The 16,908-nt window shown below is 49.9% G+C and carries 14 protein-coding genes; 13 read left to right on the top strand and 1 reads right to left on the bottom strand.

The annotated features are described in order from the left end of the window. Window positions 1–99: 99 nt before the first annotated feature. The 4 genes from nhaA (at window position 100) to G5S52_RS17970 (ending at window position 2,891) form a co-directional block, all read left to right on the top strand. Window positions 100–1,290 (top strand): Na+/H+ antiporter NhaA, encoded by a 1,191-nt coding sequence (nhaA, locus tag G5S52_RS17985; protein WP_165017038.1) that lies wholly within the window; start codon window positions 100–102, stop codon window positions 1,288–1,290. Next, the gene (locus G5S52_RS17980) at window positions 1,262–1,531 is read left to right on the top strand and encodes a hypothetical protein (protein ID WP_165017035.1); all 270 of its coding nucleotides are present in this window, start codon (window positions 1,262–1,264) and stop codon (window positions 1,529–1,531) included. The genes nhaA and G5S52_RS17980 overlap by 29 nt, the downstream gene beginning before the upstream one ends. 60 nt (window positions 1,532–1,591) lie before the next feature. Next, window positions 1,592–2,479: a transcriptional activator NhaR gene (gene nhaR, locus G5S52_RS17975; protein WP_165017032.1), complete on the top strand. Its 888-nt coding sequence runs from the start codon at window positions 1,592–1,594 to the stop codon at window positions 2,477–2,479. A 115-nt stretch (window positions 2,480–2,594) separates the two neighbouring features. Beyond that, a complete protein-coding gene (locus G5S52_RS17970; protein WP_039850263.1) occupies window positions 2,595–2,891 on the top strand; it encodes an ArsR/SmtB family transcription factor in 297 nt (98 codons plus the stop codon). A gap of 62 nt (window positions 2,892–2,953) precedes the next feature. On the opposite strand, the gene rpsT is transcribed toward G5S52_RS17970, so the two are convergent. Continuing rightward, entirely contained in the window at window positions 2,954–3,214 is a 261-nt protein-coding gene (gene rpsT / locus G5S52_RS17965; RefSeq protein WP_002540356.1) for a 30S ribosomal protein S20, read from the bottom strand. A gap of 296 nt (window positions 3,215–3,510) precedes the next feature. On the opposite strand from rpsT, the gene murJ reads away from it, so the two are divergent. The 9 genes from murJ to carB all read left to right on the top strand — a co-directional run bounded on the left by murJ (window position 3,511) and on the right by carB (window position 16,895). After that, window positions 3,511–5,070, top strand: a complete 1,560-nt coding sequence (gene murJ / locus G5S52_RS17960) for a murein biosynthesis integral membrane protein MurJ (RefSeq protein WP_165017029.1) — start codon at window positions 3,511–3,513, stop codon at window positions 5,068–5,070. 61 nt (window positions 5,071–5,131) lie between these two features. After that, a complete protein-coding gene (ribF, locus tag G5S52_RS17955) occupies window positions 5,132–6,073 on the top strand; it encodes a bifunctional riboflavin kinase/FAD synthetase (protein WP_046304414.1) in 942 nt (313 codons plus the stop codon). 33 nt (window positions 6,074–6,106) lie between these two features. Next, the gene (gene ileS / locus G5S52_RS17950) at window positions 6,107–8,935 is read left to right on the top strand and encodes an isoleucine--tRNA ligase (protein WP_165017024.1); all 2,829 of its coding nucleotides are present in this window, start codon (window positions 6,107–6,109) and stop codon (window positions 8,933–8,935) included. Window positions 8,936–8,957: 22 nt separating this feature from the next. Next, window positions 8,958–9,470 carry a signal peptidase II gene (lspA, locus tag G5S52_RS17945; RefSeq protein ID WP_002540350.1) on the top strand — a complete coding sequence of 171 codons (513 nt, stop codon included), beginning with the start codon at window positions 8,958–8,960 and terminating at the stop codon, window positions 9,468–9,470. A gap of 154 nt (window positions 9,471–9,624) precedes the next feature. Beyond that, window positions 9,625–10,056: an FKBP-type peptidyl-prolyl cis-trans isomerase gene (gene fkpB / locus G5S52_RS17940; protein WP_046304412.1), complete on the top strand. Its 432-nt coding sequence runs from the start codon at window positions 9,625–9,627 to the stop codon at window positions 10,054–10,056. A gap of 12 nt (window positions 10,057–10,068) precedes the next feature. Further along, a complete protein-coding gene (gene ispH / locus G5S52_RS17935; RefSeq protein WP_165017021.1) occupies window positions 10,069–11,013 on the top strand; it encodes a 4-hydroxy-3-methylbut-2-enyl diphosphate reductase in 945 nt (314 codons plus the stop codon). 170 nt (window positions 11,014–11,183) lie between these two features. After that, complete coding sequence (gene dapB, locus G5S52_RS17930; protein WP_165017017.1) at window positions 11,184–11,990, top strand: 4-hydroxy-tetrahydrodipicolinate reductase; 807 nt, start codon at window positions 11,184–11,186, stop codon at window positions 11,988–11,990. Window positions 11,991–12,505: 515 nt separating this feature from the next. Then, the gene (carA, locus tag G5S52_RS17925) at window positions 12,506–13,645 is read left to right on the top strand and encodes a glutamine-hydrolyzing carbamoyl-phosphate synthase small subunit (protein ID WP_165017014.1); all 1,140 of its coding nucleotides are present in this window, start codon (window positions 12,506–12,508) and stop codon (window positions 13,643–13,645) included. Between the two features lie 16 nt (window positions 13,646–13,661). Then, a complete protein-coding gene (gene carB, locus G5S52_RS17920; protein ID WP_165017011.1) occupies window positions 13,662–16,895 on the top strand; it encodes a carbamoyl-phosphate synthase large subunit in 3,234 nt (1,077 codons plus the stop codon). The last annotated feature ends 13 nt before the right edge of the window (window positions 16,896–16,908 follow it).

Here is a 16,908-nt window from a genome sequence, read left to right as displayed (position 1 = left end):
CGGATATTTCGATGTTTAATCTCCGAAGAACCGATTTTTCTTTATCGATGATCGGCGCCTAGACTAGTAGAGATTAACTAATTTAACGGAGTGCTTTTAATGACTGATGCGATTCGTCAGTTTATGAAGATGGAATCAGCTGGTGGTTTAGTGCTGATCGTTGCTGCGATTCTGGCGATCATTATTGCCAACTCGCCTTTGCAACCACTGTATGACGGTGCGCTTCATAGCTACATAGCAGGTTTGTCTGTTGCACATTGGATTAATGACGGCCTCATGGCCATCTTTTTCTTACTGATTGGACTTGAGGTTAAAAGGGAGCTGATTGAAGGCGCTCTGAATACCAAAGAAAAAGCCATCTTCCCTGCTATTGCTGCTGTCGGCGGTATGGTAGCACCTGCCGCGGTATATCTGGCATTTAATGCTGGCGACCCTGTCACCCAAGCGGGTTGGGCAATTCCAGCTGCGACGGACATTGCATTCGCACTGGGTGTGATGGCGCTGCTGGGCAAGCGTGTTCCGCTTGCGCTAAAAGTCTTCCTGCTCGCGTTGGCGATTATAGATGACCTTGGCGTTATCGTGATTATTGCTTTGTTCTATAGTAGTGATCTCTCCATTACAGCACTGACAGTTGCCTTCCTGGCTACAGCAGCACTCTTCCTGATGAATGCCAAAGGTGTCACTCAGACCCGGTGGTACTTACTCGTGGGGGCGATTCTCTGGGTCAGCGTTTTGAAGTCAGGTGTTCACGCTACACTGGCGGGTGTGGTGCTGGGCTTTGTTATTCCGCTTGAGGGTGGAAAGGACGGTAAATCACCACTGAAAGCGCTCGAACATGCGATTCACCCGTACGCTGCTTTCTTAATTCTGCCTATCTTTGCGTTCGCAAATGCTGGTGTGTCACTGGAAGGCGTATCAATAGAAAGTCTGACCAATACACTTCCATTAGGGATTGCACTGGGTCTGTTGATTGGTAAGCCTCTGGGTATCTTTACCCTGAGCTGGGCGTCAGTAAAACTGGGTATTGCTCGCCTACCTGAAAACGTAAACTTTAAGCAAATCTTTGCCGTGTCATTGTTGTGTGGTATCGGCTTTACCATGTCCATCTTCATTTCGTCTCTGGCGTTTGTTGGTGTCGATGAAAGCTACATTACCTTCTCACGACTGGGCATTTTGATTGGTTCAACTATCTCGGCTGTGGCAGGTTACGCCCTGCTGAATGCTGTATTGCCGAAATCGAGTGAGGTGGAGGAAGATAGCGATGAGAAAAAAGTTAGCATTGATTATTAGCGGTGTGCTTTTCGCTACACCGGCCTTGGCTACGAACAATTACTCGCACTGTTTCGATGATAATTCGACAGAGGTATGTAAAGCGTTCTTAGCCGGGCTGGAAACAACCCAACCTGAGGTTGTTGAAAAAGCATCACTAACAACAACGCCAAGCGTCGACAAAGACACCCTATTAGGCAGAGCGCTGGAACAGCGCGCCGGAGGTCGCTACAAGACCTCCACCATTGCCAAGAAAGGATAAGCTACCAGTTCAAAACGCCAGTCGCGGATAACGCGCCTGGCGTTTTTGCTTTGAGAACACATGTCACATTTAAATTATAACCACCTCTATTACTTCTGGATGGTCTGTAAGCAAGGTTCAGTGTCCAAGGCGGCTGATGCTTTGTTTCTGACGCCACAGACCGTTACAGGGCAAATCAGGGCGCTTGAAGAGCGGCTCAAAGGCAAGCTGACCAAACGTGCAGGAAGAAACATTGAGCCCACAGAACTTGGGCAGCTCGTATTTAAGTATGCGGATAAGATGTTTGGCCTGAGCTATGAAATGCTCGATATCGTGAATTACAGTCAACGTGAGCATCAGCTGTTTGATGTTGGGGTGGCAGACGCACTTTCGAAAAGTCTGGTGAGTCGTGTGTTGCTAAAAGCATTGCCGGAAGATGATGGCATTCATCTACGCTGCTTTGAATCGACCCATGAGTTGCTGTTGGAGCAGCTTAGTCAGCATAAGCTGGATATGATCCTGTCTGACTGCCCGGTAGACTCAACGCAAAGCCCTGGTCTTTTTAGCGTGAAGATTGGTGAAAGTATGATGAGCTTTTTCGGGGCTGGTGATATCTCCAAGAAGCGTTTTCCTGCTGTCATTGAAGAGCATAAATTGTTAATTCCCAGTACACGCACGGCCATGGGGCGAAAGTTAATGCATTGGTTTGATAGCCAGGGTATCACGCCCACCATTCTGGGTGAGTTTGATGATGCGGCATTGATGAAAGCGTTTGGCTCGAATCATAAAGCCATGTTTGTTGCGCCGACATTTTACTCTTCAGATGTGCTGGAATTACCGAATGTGATGGAAGTGGCGAAAGTTGAAGCGCTGAAAGAGGAATACTACGTAATTTTCGCTGAGCGTATGATCCAGCACCCTGCAGTAAAACGCATATGTGAAGCTGATTTCAGCAAGTTGTTTCACTAATTCTCAACTTCTATATGGCATTCTTAATTGCGAACCGTTGTTACTGACCTGAACAGTGTTAAACTTAAGTCAAACACAAACAAACCTTTAGATGTAATTTTTGCAGGCAGTAAGTATGGAACTAGAAAAAATGCAAGAAGCTGGGCCAAAGGCAGTGCAGTTGCTAAAAGCAATGGCAAACGAGCGCAGACTCTTCATACTTTGTTATCTGCTGGAAGGGGAAATGTCTGTTGGTACGCTGAGTGAGAAGCTCCAGCTCAGTCAGTCTGCATTATCTCAGCACTTGGCTTGGTTGAGACGCGATGGTCTGGTAGCAACAAGAAAAGAAGCGCAGACCGTCTACTATTCGCTGAAGAGTGTCGAAGTGCAAACCATCATGACTACACTGCACCAGTTGTATTGCGCGAAGTAAAACGTTGAACAAATAAAAAAACCGGCCATGAGCCGGTTTTTTTATTTCAAATCGGAGCGCTATTACAGAGCTTTGATTTGAGCAGCCAGAGCAGCTTTATGACGAGCAGCCTTGTTCTTGTGGATCAGGCCTTTAGTAGCCATGCGGTCCAGGATAGGTTGCGCTTCAGCAAATGCTTTAGTAGCCGCTTCTTTATCGCCTGCTGCGATAGCTGCGATAGTTTTTTTCATGTAAGTGCGCATCATTGAGCGACGGCTTGCATTGTGCTGGCGACGCTTCTCAGATTGGATTGCACGCTTCTTAGCAGATTTGATATTCGCCAAGGGTCTAACTCCCAAATCTTATATTCGGTGACAATTTAAGGCCGAGGAATATGCCTCGTTTTACCCGAGTTGTCAATTCATTTGTGCAAATATCCGCCGCACTCACCTTAAGATTGGCGTGCTGCGAACATCGCGGTTAATATGGCGGCAGATTCTACCAGCATTCTTTACTTGAAGTAAGCCTTTTATCTGTGCTTTTCGTGCTATTCAAGTTGCCTTCTTTCTATTTATAACTACAGGAGGCGCGGGCGACAGGCAGGCAGGTTTACTTCCTTTTGTTTTTTAAGGGGATATAGGTGTCAAAGCGATTACTTCGCTCTGGATTGATTGTCAGTTCAATGACCATGATTTCGCGTGTATTGGGTCTCGTGCGTGATGTGGTTATCGCGAATTTAATGGGGGCAGGCGCTGCAGCGGATGTTTTCTTCTTTGCTAATAAAATCCCCAACTTCCTGAGACGCCTTTTTGCAGAGGGGGCTTTTTCGCAGGCATTTGTTCCGGTGTTAGCCGAATACCAAGCCAGTGACGATAAAACCAAAACCCGCGAACTGATTGCCTATGTGTCGGGCACACTAGGTCTGTTGGTAACGATAGTCACCTTGATCGGGGTGATTGCCTCACCCGTTATCACGGCATTGTTCGGGATGGGGTGGTTCCTCGATTGGGTAAACGATGGTCATTCTGCCCACAAATTTGAATTGGCCTCTCTGATCCTCAAGATCACCTTCCCATATCTTTGGTTTATCACTTTTGTGGCGCTGGCTGGGTCAATATTAAACACCTTGGGTCGGTTTGCGGTGTCCTCTTTTACGCCGGTATTCCTGAATATCGCGATGATTTCGGCGGCGATTTGGATATCACCGAATATGGACCAGCCAGAGATAGGTTTGGGTATTGGTGTCTTTCTTGGTGGCCTGATCCAGTTCGGTTTCCAAATCCCGTTCCTTTATCGCGAAGGGATGCTGGTTTGCCCTAAATGGGGCTGGTCGCATCCAGGCGTGGCAAAAATTCGAACCCTGATGATTCCTGCATTGTTTGGGGTTTCAGTTAGTCAGATTAACCTCTTGCTTGATACCTTCATTGCGAGTTTCCTGGCAACAGGTTCTATCAGTTGGCTTTACTACTCAGATCGCTTGCTAGAGTTCCCATTAGGTTTGTTCGGGATTGCCATCGCGACAGTGATTCTTCCGGCGCTTTCCAAAAAACATGTGGAGCAGTCTTCAGGACATTTTGCGTCCACCATGGATTGGGGGGTACGCATGGTGTTGTTGCTTGGTGTTCCAGCGATGGTGGGTATGATTGTGCTTGCCAAGCCTATGTTGATGGTGCTTTTCATGCGCGGAGAGTTCGGTGCTGATGATGTTAATGCGGCAGCCATGTCACTTATCGCTTATTCGTCAGGTCTGCTTAACTTTATGCTGATCAAGGTGTTGGCACCTGGCTACTACGCCCGGCAGGACACAAAAACACCCGTGCGATATGGCATTATCGCCATGGCAAGCAATATGGTATTCAATCTGATTTTTGCCTATTTCTACGGTTATGTAGGCTTGGCGATCGCGACGGCGCTATCTGCTTTAGTCAATGCAGGCTTGCTGTATCGTGGTCTCCACAAACAACAGGTTTACCGAGTAAGCAGAGATACGGTGATTTTCACCCTGCGCCTTATCGTCGGTGTGGTGCTCATGGGCGCGGTGGTTTATCACTTTATGCCAGTATTTGAGCAGTGGCTGGTGATGGATTTGTGGCAAAGAGTTTATACGCTGACCGGCTTAATTGCTGCGGGCGCAATCACTTACGTAGTCTCGTTGGTTATTTTGGGCCTGCGACCGCATCAACTTCGCGCGGAAGGCTGATTGCGGCTTCTGATTAGTATATAATCCGTCGGTTTTTTAAGGGGAAAGCTGTTTTACCGCTATGGAATTAATTCGGGGTATCCATAACATCCGCGACAGACATCGTGGTTGCGTGCTGACAATCGGTAACTTTGACGGTGTCCATTTGGGTCATCAGGAAGTGCTGCGCCGCGTGGTGGAAAAAGCGCGTGAGCTTGGATTGCCTTCAACGGTAATGCTGTTTGAGCCTCAACCGCGAGAGCTATTTTCAGGAGAAAATGCCCCGGCACGACTCACCCGACTTCGCGATAAGTATGTTCAACTCGCCAAATTGGGTGTTGAGCGTCTCGTCATGGTTAACTTCAACGCCAAATTCGCCTCTATCACGCCGCATGACTTCGTTCATCGCTTGTTGGCTGAACAATTGGGTGTTAAGTTTCTCGTGGTTGGTGATGATTTTCGCTTTGGCGCTAAGCGTCAGGGCGATTTTTGTTATCTGCAAAACGAAGCGACAACGGCTGGCTTTGAAGTGGTAAGCACTGACAGCTTTACTGTCTCTGAGCAACGTGTCAGCAGTACAGCCATTCGTAATGAATTGGCTGCAGGGCATCAGAGTGAAGCAGAAGCTATGCTTGGTCGCCCTTACAGCATCAGCGGTCGTGTTTCCCACGGTAAAAAGTTGGGTCGAACCATCGGCTTCCCGACGGCAAATGTTCCGCTCAAGCGTCGTGTATCTCCGGTTTCCGGTGTCTATGTGGTGCGTGTTGGTGGAATTGAAGAAGAACAATGGCTGGGTGGTGTAGCGAATGTCGGTACACGGCCTACTGTCAACGGTGTGCGCCAACAACTGGAAGTACACCTTTTTGACCTGGAGCGTGATCTCTATGGTCTTCAAATCGAAGTGCAGCTGTTACATAAACTGCGTGACGAGATGAAATTTGGCTCGCTCGATGAGTTGAAAGCCCAAATCGGAATTGATGCCCAGACAGCGCGTGCGTGGCTGGCTGAGCATGATGAGAAATAATGTCTAAACGTCCATATACGGAATGAACAATCAATGAGTGACTTTAAAGATACCTTAAACCTGCCGGAAACTGCGTTTCCGATGCGAGGTAATCTTGCACAGCGCGAGCCACAGATGCTCAAGCGCTGGTATGACGAAGATCTTTACGGTGAAATCCGTAAAGCGAAGAAAGGCAAAAAATCTTTCATTTTGCATGACGGCCCTCCGTATGCGAACGGCAATATTCACATTGGTCACTCCGTAAACAAAATTCTTAAAGACATTATTATTAAGTCCAAAACCCTTTCGGACTTCGACGCACCTTACGTACCAGGTTGGGACTGTCACGGCCTGCCTATTGAACTGATGGTTGAGAAGAAAGTCGGCAAGCCAGGCCAGAAAGTGTCTGCTGCTGAATTCCGTCAGAAGTGTCGTGAGTATGCTGCGAAGCAAGTTGAAGGCCAGAAGGCTGATTTCAAACGTCTGGGTGTGTTGGGTGAGTGGGACAAACCATACCTGACCATGGATTTTGATACCGAAGCAAACATCATCCGTGCGCTGGGTAAAATCGCCGGTAACGGTCACTTGCACAAAGGTTTCAAACCTGTTCACTGGTGTACTGACTGTGGTTCTGCATTGGCAGAAGCTGAAGTCGAGTACTACAACAAAGTTTCTCCTTCAATCGATGTCATGTTCGGTGCTGTCGATGAAGCAGCAGTGCTGTCTAAGTTCAACCTGAACGAAGGTCATGCCGGTCAAGGTGATGTGTCTATCGTTATCTGGACCACCACACCTTGGACTCTGCCAGCGAACCGTGCAGTTGCAGTTTCTGATGCGCTGGAATACGTGCTGGTTCAGGTGGAAGGCGAAACGCCACGTCGTCTGATCATGGCAGCAGAGCTTGCGAAAGATGTGATGGACCGTGCTGGTATCGAGCACTTCCACAATCTGGGCTTCTGTAAAGGTGATGCGCTGGAACTGCTGCGCTTTAACCACCCGTTCTACAGCTTCGATGTTCCTGTGATCCTGGGTGATCACGTAACGACTGAATCAGGTACCGGTGTAGTTCACACCGCGCCTGGCCATGGCCAGGAAGACTTCGCGGTTGGTCAAAAGTACAACCTTGAAGTGGCTAACCCAGTAGGTAGCAACGGTGTTTACCTGCCAGACACCGAGTTGTTTGCAGGTCAGCACGTATTGAAAGCGAACGACAATGTGGTTGAAGTGCTGAAAGAGCACGGTGCGCTGCTGCATCACCATGCGTACGAGCACAGCTACCCACACTGCTGGCGCCACAAAACGCCAATTATCTTCCGTGCGACGCCTCAGTGGTTTATCTCTATGGAGAAAGCGGGCCTACGCGCAAAAGCGCTGGAAGAGATCAAAAACGTACAGTGGATCCCTGAGTGGGGCCAGAACCGTATTGAGTCAATGGTAGAAGGTCGTCCTGACTGGTGTATTTCACGTCAGCGTACCTGGGGTGTCCCAATTGCCCTGTTCGTTCACAAAGAAACGGCAGAGCTTCACCCGAACACCGTTGAGCTGATTGAGCAAGTGGCTCAGAAAGTTGAGCAGTCTGGCATCCAGGCATGGTGGGATCTAGACGCTGAAGAACTGCTTGGCGCAGAAGCGGCAAACTACGAGAAAGTGCTGGATACTCTGGACGTATGGTTCGACTCAGGTGCGACGCACTATGCAGTGGTTAACCAGCGTGAAGAGTTTGCAGGCCATGAAGCAGATATGTATCTGGAAGGTTCTGACCAACACCGTGGTTGGTTCCAGTCTTCACTGATGACCTCTGTAGCGATCAAGAACCACGCCCCTTACAAGCAGGTTCTGACGCACGGCTTCACTGTTGACGGCCAAGGCCGCAAGATGTCGAAGTCTATCGGTAACGTGGTTTCCCCTCAGGACGTGATGAACAAGCTGGGTGGCGACATCCTGCGTCTGTGGGTGGCATCGACTGACTACACCGGTGAGATGACAGTTTCTGACGAAATCCTGAAGCGCAGTGCAGACGCATACCGTCGTATCCGTAACACTGCGCGCTTCCTGCTGGCGAACCTGAACGGCTTCAACCCTGAAACAGATATGGTGGCAGCGGAAGATCTGGTGGTTGCAGACCGCTGGGCAGTGGGCAAAGCACTGGAAGCTCAGGAAGAGATCGTGAAAGCGTTTGAAGAGTGTAACTTCCACGCTGTTACGCAACGTCTGATGCAGTTCTGTTCGGTTGAGATGGGCTCATTCTATCTGGACATCATTAAAGACCGTCAGTACACCGCGAAAGCAGGTGGTCACGCACACCGCAGCTGTCAAACTGCGCTGTTCCATATCGTGGAAGCACTGGTTCGTTGGATGGCGCCAATCATGTCGTTCACCGCAGATGAAATCTGGAACGAGATGCCAGGCAACCGTAACAAGTTCGTTTTCACCGAAGTATGGTATGACGGTCTGTTCGGTCTGGGTGAAGACGAGCAACTGAACAACGCATTCTGGGCTGAACTGCTTCGCGTGCGCGGCGCAGTGAATAAGGTTCTGGAAGCTGCTCGTAACGAGAAAACGATCGGTGGTTCTCTGGAAGCAGAAGTGACGCTTTACGCGAAACCTGAGTTTGCAGCCAAGCTGCAGGCAATGGGCGATGAACTGCGCTTCGTGCTGCTGACTTCAAAAGCTGAGGTCGTTGCTACTGATGCAGCACCAGAAGCGGCGGTAGCGACTGACGTTGAAGGTCTGTCTGTTGCTGTTGCTAAATCTGACGCAGAGAAGTGCGATCGTTGCTGGCACCATGTTGCGGATGTTGGCACCATCGAAGGTCATGAAGCGATTTGTGGCCGTTGTGTGAGCAACATCGATGGCGAAGGCGAAAAGCGCCAGTTCGCGTAACAGGCAACGATAGGAAAGCTGGATGAAAGATCTGACAGCGAAACAATCAGGACTGCGCTGGCTATGGCTGGCGCTGCTGGTGTTCGTTCTGGATATCGGCAGCAAATTGCTGGTGATGAATACCATGGGTTACGGCTGGTCGAACCGCATCGAGGTACTGCCATTTTTTAACCTGCTTTATGTTCATAACTACGGCGCCGCGTTCAGCTTTCTGAGCGATGCAGGTGGCTGGCAACGTTGGTTTTTTGCTGCCATCGCATTGGGTGTCTCCGGCATGCTGGTTTACTGGATGCGCCAAACACCCTCGACGAACCGTATACTGAATGTTGCGTATGCTTTGGTCATTGGCGGCGCTATCGGTAACTTGTTTGACCGATTGGTACATGGCTATGTGGTCGACTTTCTTGATTTCTACGTCGGCAACTACCACTGGCCAGCGTTCAACCTTGCTGATACGGGGATTGTGATTGGTGCGGTTCTGATTGTGCTGGATAGCATCATCGCATCAAAAAAGCCTCAAGCTGAAGCTGAATAACCTTCGCGCTATGCGACGAAGAGATAATCATTGGCGCTGACTGCTCTGTGGTCGGCGCCAAGTCGTATAAATACCTTGATAACCCAAGTTAAATTGGGGATTTAAGGGCTCTGTTGCTTTTGGTAAATTGCCCGCCAACAAAGGATGTGAGTTAATGGCGCAAATTATTGCAAACAGTGAAGTCATCATGCACTTCACTATCAAACTCGAAGATGGCTCTGTGGCCGACAGCACGAAAACCTCTGGTAAGCCAGCCAAACTGGTGATGGGCGATGGCAGTCTGACGGAGAACTTCGAAAAATGTCTGTTGGGATTAACTGAAGGTGAGTCTGCAAGCTTCACGCTTGAACCTGAAGATGCCTTTGGTCAACCAAACCCAGACAACGTCCAGCACATGGACAGAAGCTTGTTTGCGGGTGATGCACCAGCAGAAGAAGGCACCATCATCGCCTTCTCAGGCCCAGGCGGTCAGGAGATCCCGGGTTTAATCACAGAAGTGGCGGGTGAATCTGTGACAGTGGATTTCAATCACCCACTGGCGGGACACCGTGTTATCTTTGACGTTGAAATTGTCAGTGTTGCTTAAAAAGGCTATTCCATGAAAGTCATGCTAGCTAACCCTCGTGGTTTTTGTGCCGGTGTTGATCGCGCGATCAGCATCGTTGAACGTGCTCTTGAACTCTACCAGCCACCGATTTATGTGCGTCATGAAGTGGTACACAACCGCTTTGTCGTGGAAGGCTTGAAAGCACGCGGTGCGGTATTTGTTGAAGAACTCAGTGAAGTGCCAGACGACAGCATTGTGATTTTCTCTGCGCACGGTGTGTCTCAGGCAGTGCGAAATGAAGCGAAAGCCCGTGCGTTGACCGTGTTTGATGCAACTTGCCCATTGGTGACCAAAGTTCATATGGAAGTGGCACGTGCTAGCCGCCGTAATATGGAAGTGGTGTTGATTGGCCATGCCGGTCATCCAGAAGTGGAAGGTACTATGGGACAGTACGCCAGCGAAACTGGAGGCATGTATCTGGTGGAGAAGCCGGAAGATGTTTACAAGCTGGACGTGAAAGATCCATCAAACCTTCATTTCGTCAGCCAAACGACCTTGTCTGTGGATGAGACAGCAGAAGTCATTGAGACGTTGCGCAAAGTCTTCCCGGACATTCAGGGCCCACGTAAAGATGACATCTGTTACGCAACGCAAAACCGCCAGGATGCCGTTCGCGATCTCGCGACCCAGTGTGACGTCCTAGTCGTTGTGGGCTCGAAGAACAGCTCGAACTCAAACCGTCTGCGTGAACTGAGTGAGAAACTGGGGACTCCTGGTTATCTCACCGATTGCGCTGAAGACGTGAAAGCGGAATGGTTTGACGGAAAATCCAAAGTCGGAATTACGGCTGGTGCTTCCGCGCCGGAAGAGTTAGTGAACCTCATTATCGCCCGTATTGAAGAGTTGGGCGGTACTTCGGTGGAAGAACTCAATGGTCGTGAAGAGAACATGTTCTTTGAAGTGCCACGAGAGCTTCAAGTAAAAGAAGTGCATTGATCGATATGACCAGAAGGGAGCGAAGGCTCCCTTTTTTACGCCGCCATTCCCGCGATTGACCGCGCAGAGGTTGATTCACATCACGCGGCGAAAAGGGTAGAGTGGTTATCCAGTTACGAACATAACGCGCACAAAATGGCGTGATGACAGGAAGTTAAAAGGGGAAACAGATGGTTCGCATTGCAATTGCGGGCGCTGCCGGACGCATGGGCCGACAGCTTATTCAAGCGACTGACGCGATGGAAGGCGCGGTTCTGGCTGCAGCAAGTGAGCGTCCTGAGTCGAGCTTGATTGGTACCGACGCAGGTGAACTGGCAGGTATTGGTAAGCGCGATGTAGCAATCGTTGATGATTTGGCGAAAGTGGCCGATCAATTTGATGTCATCATTGACTTCACCGCACCAGTAGCGACGTTGGCAAACATTGAGCTTTGCCGCGCTCATGGTAAGCGACTGGTGATTGGTACGACTGGCTTTAGCGAAGAGCAGCGCGCACAGATTGATGCGGCGACCGATGTTGGTATCGTCATGGCGCCAAACTACAGCGTGGGTGTGAACCTGGTTTTCAAGCTGCTCGAGAAAGCCGCCAAGGTGATGGGCGGTTACTGTGACATTGAAATCGTTGAAGCGCACCACAGACATAAAGTGGATGCTCCATCAGGAACCGCTATTGGTATGGGTGAAGCCATCGCGGGTGCCATGGGTAATAAGCTGAGTGATGTTGCTGTGTATGCCCGTGAAGGTATCACTGGTGAGCGTACCCGGGATGAGATTGGGTTTGCGACTATCCGTGCGGGTGACATTGTTGGTGAGCATACTGCGATGTTTGCAGACATTGGTGAGCGTGTGGAAATTACCCATAAAGCATCTAACCGTATGACCTTCGCCAATGGAGCGGTTCGCGCAGCGGTATGGCTGGCAGCAAAAGATGCGGGTTTCTACACCATGCAAGACGTGCTTGAGCTGGACACCCTGTAAATCACTCGTTTTTCCAGTCAATACGTATTCATATAACTATGCAGTGTCTCTCTGTATGCTGCATAGTTTTTCTTAATAAACGACGATTTTATTTAAATGGTCGCAGATTACAAAATTCCCGTCACTTAACTGCTTTTAATTTGATGTTATTCTTGTTTTCTTTATTAAGCCTATAAAATACTATCTAAACCTTGCTGATAAAAACGGTTGCGTCTCGACCTGACTGCTTTATTTGCCTCAAATGCTACGCCGCAGAGAAAGTGTTAACCTGTTCTACATAATTTTGCGTGAAATCCTCAGATAACCCTCACTTTTAACTGCTTGGTAGTCAAAACCTCAGTTATAGACCATAAGTAATATTCTTTTTTTTGCCACTTATTGACAGCTTGTGAATCGATCTCTAGAATGCGCGCAATTTGTCAAAATTCAGCTTTAGTGATTTTTGGCACTTGTATGGAATGCTTTGATGCAAGATTATATAGTTTTTCTGCATCTTTATTGATTTGGAGGTTGTCTTGAGCAAGTCTGCGCTCTTAGTCCTGGAAGACGGGACTGTATTCCACGGTGAATCCATTGGTGCTGATGGAACCGCTGTTGGTGAAGTTGTTTTCAATACCTCGATGACGGGGTACCAAGAAATTCTCACCGACCCTTCCTATTCCCAGCAAATCGTTACTCTCACTTATCCCCACATTGGCAATACCGGTACTAATACCGAAGACGAAGAATCCTCAAAAATCCATGCTCAAGGCCTGGTAATCCGCGACCTCCCTCTTATCGCTTCTAACTTCCGTAATCAGCAATCCCTTTCTGATTATCTGAAATCCCAAAACATCGTTGGCATCGCTGACATCGACACCCGTAAACTGACCCGTTTGCTGCGTGAAAAAGGCGCTCAGAATGGCTGCATCGTTGCGGGCGACAACATCGATGAAGCGCTGGCACTGGCAAAAGCCAAAGAATTCCCTGGTCTGAAAGGCATGGATTTGGCGAAAGAAGTGACGACAGCTGAAGCGTACGAGTGGAAACAAGGCTCATGGACGCTGGAAGGTGGTCTACCAGAAGCGAAAGATGACAGCGAACTGCCTTATCACGTAGTGGCTTACGACTTCGGTGCGAAACGTAACATTCTGCGTATGTTGGTTGACCGCGGCTGCCGCTTGACTGTGGTTCCAGCTCAGACATCAGCAGAAGACGTGCTGGCAATGAATCCAGACGGTGTGTTCTTGTCAAACGGCCCTGGTGACCCGGCACCATGTGAGTACGCGATTGAAGCGACTAAAGCGTTCCTGGACAAAGGCTTGCCAATTTTCGGTATCTGTCTGGGCCACCAAATCCTTGCTCTGGCATCAGGTGCACAAACTGTGAAAATGAAGTTTGGTCACCATGGCGCGAACCACCCGGTTAAAGACTTGGACCGCAATGTCGTGATGATCACCAGCCAGAACCACGGCTTTGCAGCAGACGAAGAGACGCTGCCAGCTAACCTGCGCGCGACGCACAAATCTCTGTTCGACGGCTCACTGCAAGGCATCCACCGCACGGATAAGCCAGCATTCAGCTTCCAGGGTCACCCTGAAGCGAGCCCAGGTCCGCATGATGCGGCACCGCTTTTCGACCACTTTATTGAACTGATCAAGCAACACAGCGCGTAATCCGGAGTAGCAGAGAATGCCAAAACGTACAGATATTCAAAGTATTCTTATCCTTGGCGCAGGCCCGATTGTTATCGGTCAGGCGTGTGAGTTCGACTATTCAGGTGCACAGGCGTGTAAAGCGCTGCGTGAAGAAGGCTACCGCGTCATTCTGGTGAACTCTAACCCAGCCACCATCATGACCGACCCAGAAATGGCTGATGCGACTTACATCGAGCCAATCCAGTGGGAAGTGGTGCGCAACATCATTGCTAAAGAGCGCCCAGATGCAGTTCTGCCTACCATGGGGGGCCAGACAGCACTGAACTGTGCACTGGATCTGGAAAAACACGGCGTACTGGCTGAGTTTGGCGTGGAGATGATTGGTGCAACGGCGGACGCGATTGATAAAGCGGAAGACCGTTCACGCTTCGACAAAGCCATGAAGTCTATCGGCCTGGAATGTCCACGCGCTGATACGGCGAAGAGCATGGAAGAGGCTTACAAAGTCCTCGATATGGTGGGCTTCCCATGTATCATCCGTCCGTCGTTCACTATGGGTGGTACCGGTGGCGGTATCGCGTATAACAAAGAAGAGTTCGACGAAATCTGTCGCCGTGGTCTGGACCTATCGCCAACCAACGAACTGCTGATTGATGAATCGCTGATCGGTTGGAAAGAGTACGAAATGGAAGTGGTTCGCGACAAAGCGGACAACTGCATCATCGTGTGCTCTATCGAGAACTTCGATGCCATGGGCATCCACACCGGTGACTCTATCACGGTGGCTCCTGCGCAAACCCTGACTGACAAAGAATACCAACTGATGCGTAATGCATCGCTGGCGGTTCTGCGTGAAATCGGCGTTGAAACCGGTGGCTCTAACGTTCAGTTCGGTATCAACCCGAAAGATGGCCGTATGGTTATCATCGAGATGAACCCACGCGTATCGCGTTCTTCTGCACTGGCATCGAAAGCAACGGGTTTCCCGATTGCAAAAGTAGCAGCAAAACTGGCAGTGGGTTTCACCCTTGATGAGCTGATGAACGACATCACTGGCGGTGCAACGCCAGCGTCTTTCGAACCGACCATCGACTATGTGGTTACCAAGATCCCACGCTTCAACTTCGAAAAATTTGCGGGCGCAAATGACCGCCTGACTACCCAGATGAAATCTGTGGGTGAAGTCATGGCTATCGGCCGTAACCAACAGGAGTCACTGCACAAAGCGCTGCGTGGCCTGGAAGTTGGTGCGACCGGTTTCGACGAAATGGTTGACCTGGATGAGCCAGATGCACTGACCAAAATCCGCCACGAGCTGAAAGATGCAGGCGCAGAACGTATTTGGTATATCGCAGATGCATTCCGTGCGGGCATGTCCGTAGACGGCGTATTCAAACTCACAAACATCGATCGCTGGTTCCTGGTTCAAATCGAAGAGATTGTGAAGCTGGAAGCAGAAATCAAAGAAGGCGGCTTTGCTGGCTTGAATGCGAAAGTGCTGCGCAAGCTGAAGCGCAAAGGTTTCTCTGATGCGCGCCTGAGCAAACTGCTGGGTGTGAGTGAAAGCGAAATCCGCAAACTGCGCGACCAGTATGACATTCACCCTGTTTACAAGCGTGTTGATACCTGTGCAGCAGAATTTTCTTCTGACACGGCGTACATGTACTCATCTTACGATGAAGAGTGTGAAGCGAACCCTTCAGACAAAGACAAGATCATGGTTCTGGGCGGCGGTCCAAACCGTATCGGTCAGGGTATCGAATTCGACTACTGCTGTGTACACGCGTCATTGGCACTGCGTGAAGATGGCTACGAAACCATCATGGTTAACTGTAACCCTGAGACGGTTTCGACTGACTATGACACCTCAGACCGTCTGTACTTTGAGCCGGTAACACTGGAAGACGTACTGGCCATTGCGCGTGTTGAAAAGCCAAAAGGCGTTATCGTTCAGTACGGTGGCCAAACGCCTCTGAAACTGGCACGTGCGCTGGAAGCAGCAGGTGTGCCAATCATCGGTACCAGCCCTGATGCTATCGACCGTGCGGAAGACCGTGAGCGCTTCCAAGCGGCGGTTGAGCGCTTGGGTCTGAAGCAACCTGAAAATGCGACTGTGACAACTATCGAGCAAGCGGTCGAGAAATCCCGTGAAATCGGTTATCCGCTGGTGGTTCGCCCTTCTTATGTACTGGGCGGCCGCGCAATGGAGATCGTTTACGACGAAAGCGACCTGCGCCGTTACTTCAATGAAGCGGTAAGCGTATCTAACGAATCACCAGTATTGCTGGATCGTTTCCTGGATGACGCAACGGAAGTTGATATCGATGCGATTTGCGACGGCGAGCGCGTGGTTATCGGTGGTATCATGGAGCACATCGAACAAGCGGGTGTTCACTCTGGTGACTCGGCATGTTCATTGCCTGCTTACACCCTGAGCCAAGATATTCAGGACGAGATGCGCCGTCAGGTTGAGAAGCTGGCCTTTGAGCTGGGCGTTCGTGGCCTGATGAACACTCAGTTTGCAGTGAAAGAGGGCGAAGTTTACCTGATTGAGGTAAACCCACGTGCAGCACGTACGGTACCTTTCGTATCAAAAGCGACCGGCGCACCACTGGCGAAGATTGCTGCTCGTGTGATGGCGGGTCAGTCTCTGGAGTCACAGGGTTTCACTCAGGAAATCATTCCTCCTTACTATTCAGTGAAAGAAGTGGTTCTGCCATTCAACAAGTTCCCTGGCGTTGACCCACTGCTTGGCCCTGAAATGCGTTCAACCGGTGAAGTCATGGGTGTGGGCGACACGTTTGCAGAAGCGTTTGCGAAAGCAGATCTTGGCTGTGGCAAAACTTACACTGAGCAAGGTCGCGCACTGCTGTCTGTTCGTAACAACGACAAACAACGTGTTGTTGACCTGGCAGCCAAGCTGATCAAGCTGGGCTTCGAGCTGGATGCGACTCACGGTACTGCGGTTGTTCTTGGCGAAGCGGGCATCAACCCACGCCTGGTGAACAAAGTACACGAAGGTCGTCCTCACATTCTTGACCGTATCAAGAACGGTGAGTACAGCTACATCATCAATACCACCGAAGGTCGTCAAGCGATTGAAGACTCGAAGGTATTGCGTCGCGGTGCACTGGCAGAGAAGGTGAACTACACCACTACGCTAAATGCGGCATTCGCAACCTGCATGGCGCACGCTGCAGCTGACCTGTCGAAGGTGAACTCAGTACAAGAACTGCACGCACGCGTGGCAGAAAAGTACGGTAAATAATTAACAAAACGGC

This window comes from Grimontia sedimenti (genome assembly GCF_011045095.1).
Taxonomy (GTDB): Bacteria; Pseudomonadota; Gammaproteobacteria; order Enterobacterales; family Vibrionaceae; genus Enterovibrio; species Enterovibrio sedimenti.
Note: the sequence above shows the minus strand (reverse complement) of the source record. Positions and strands in the feature narration are given on the sequence as shown.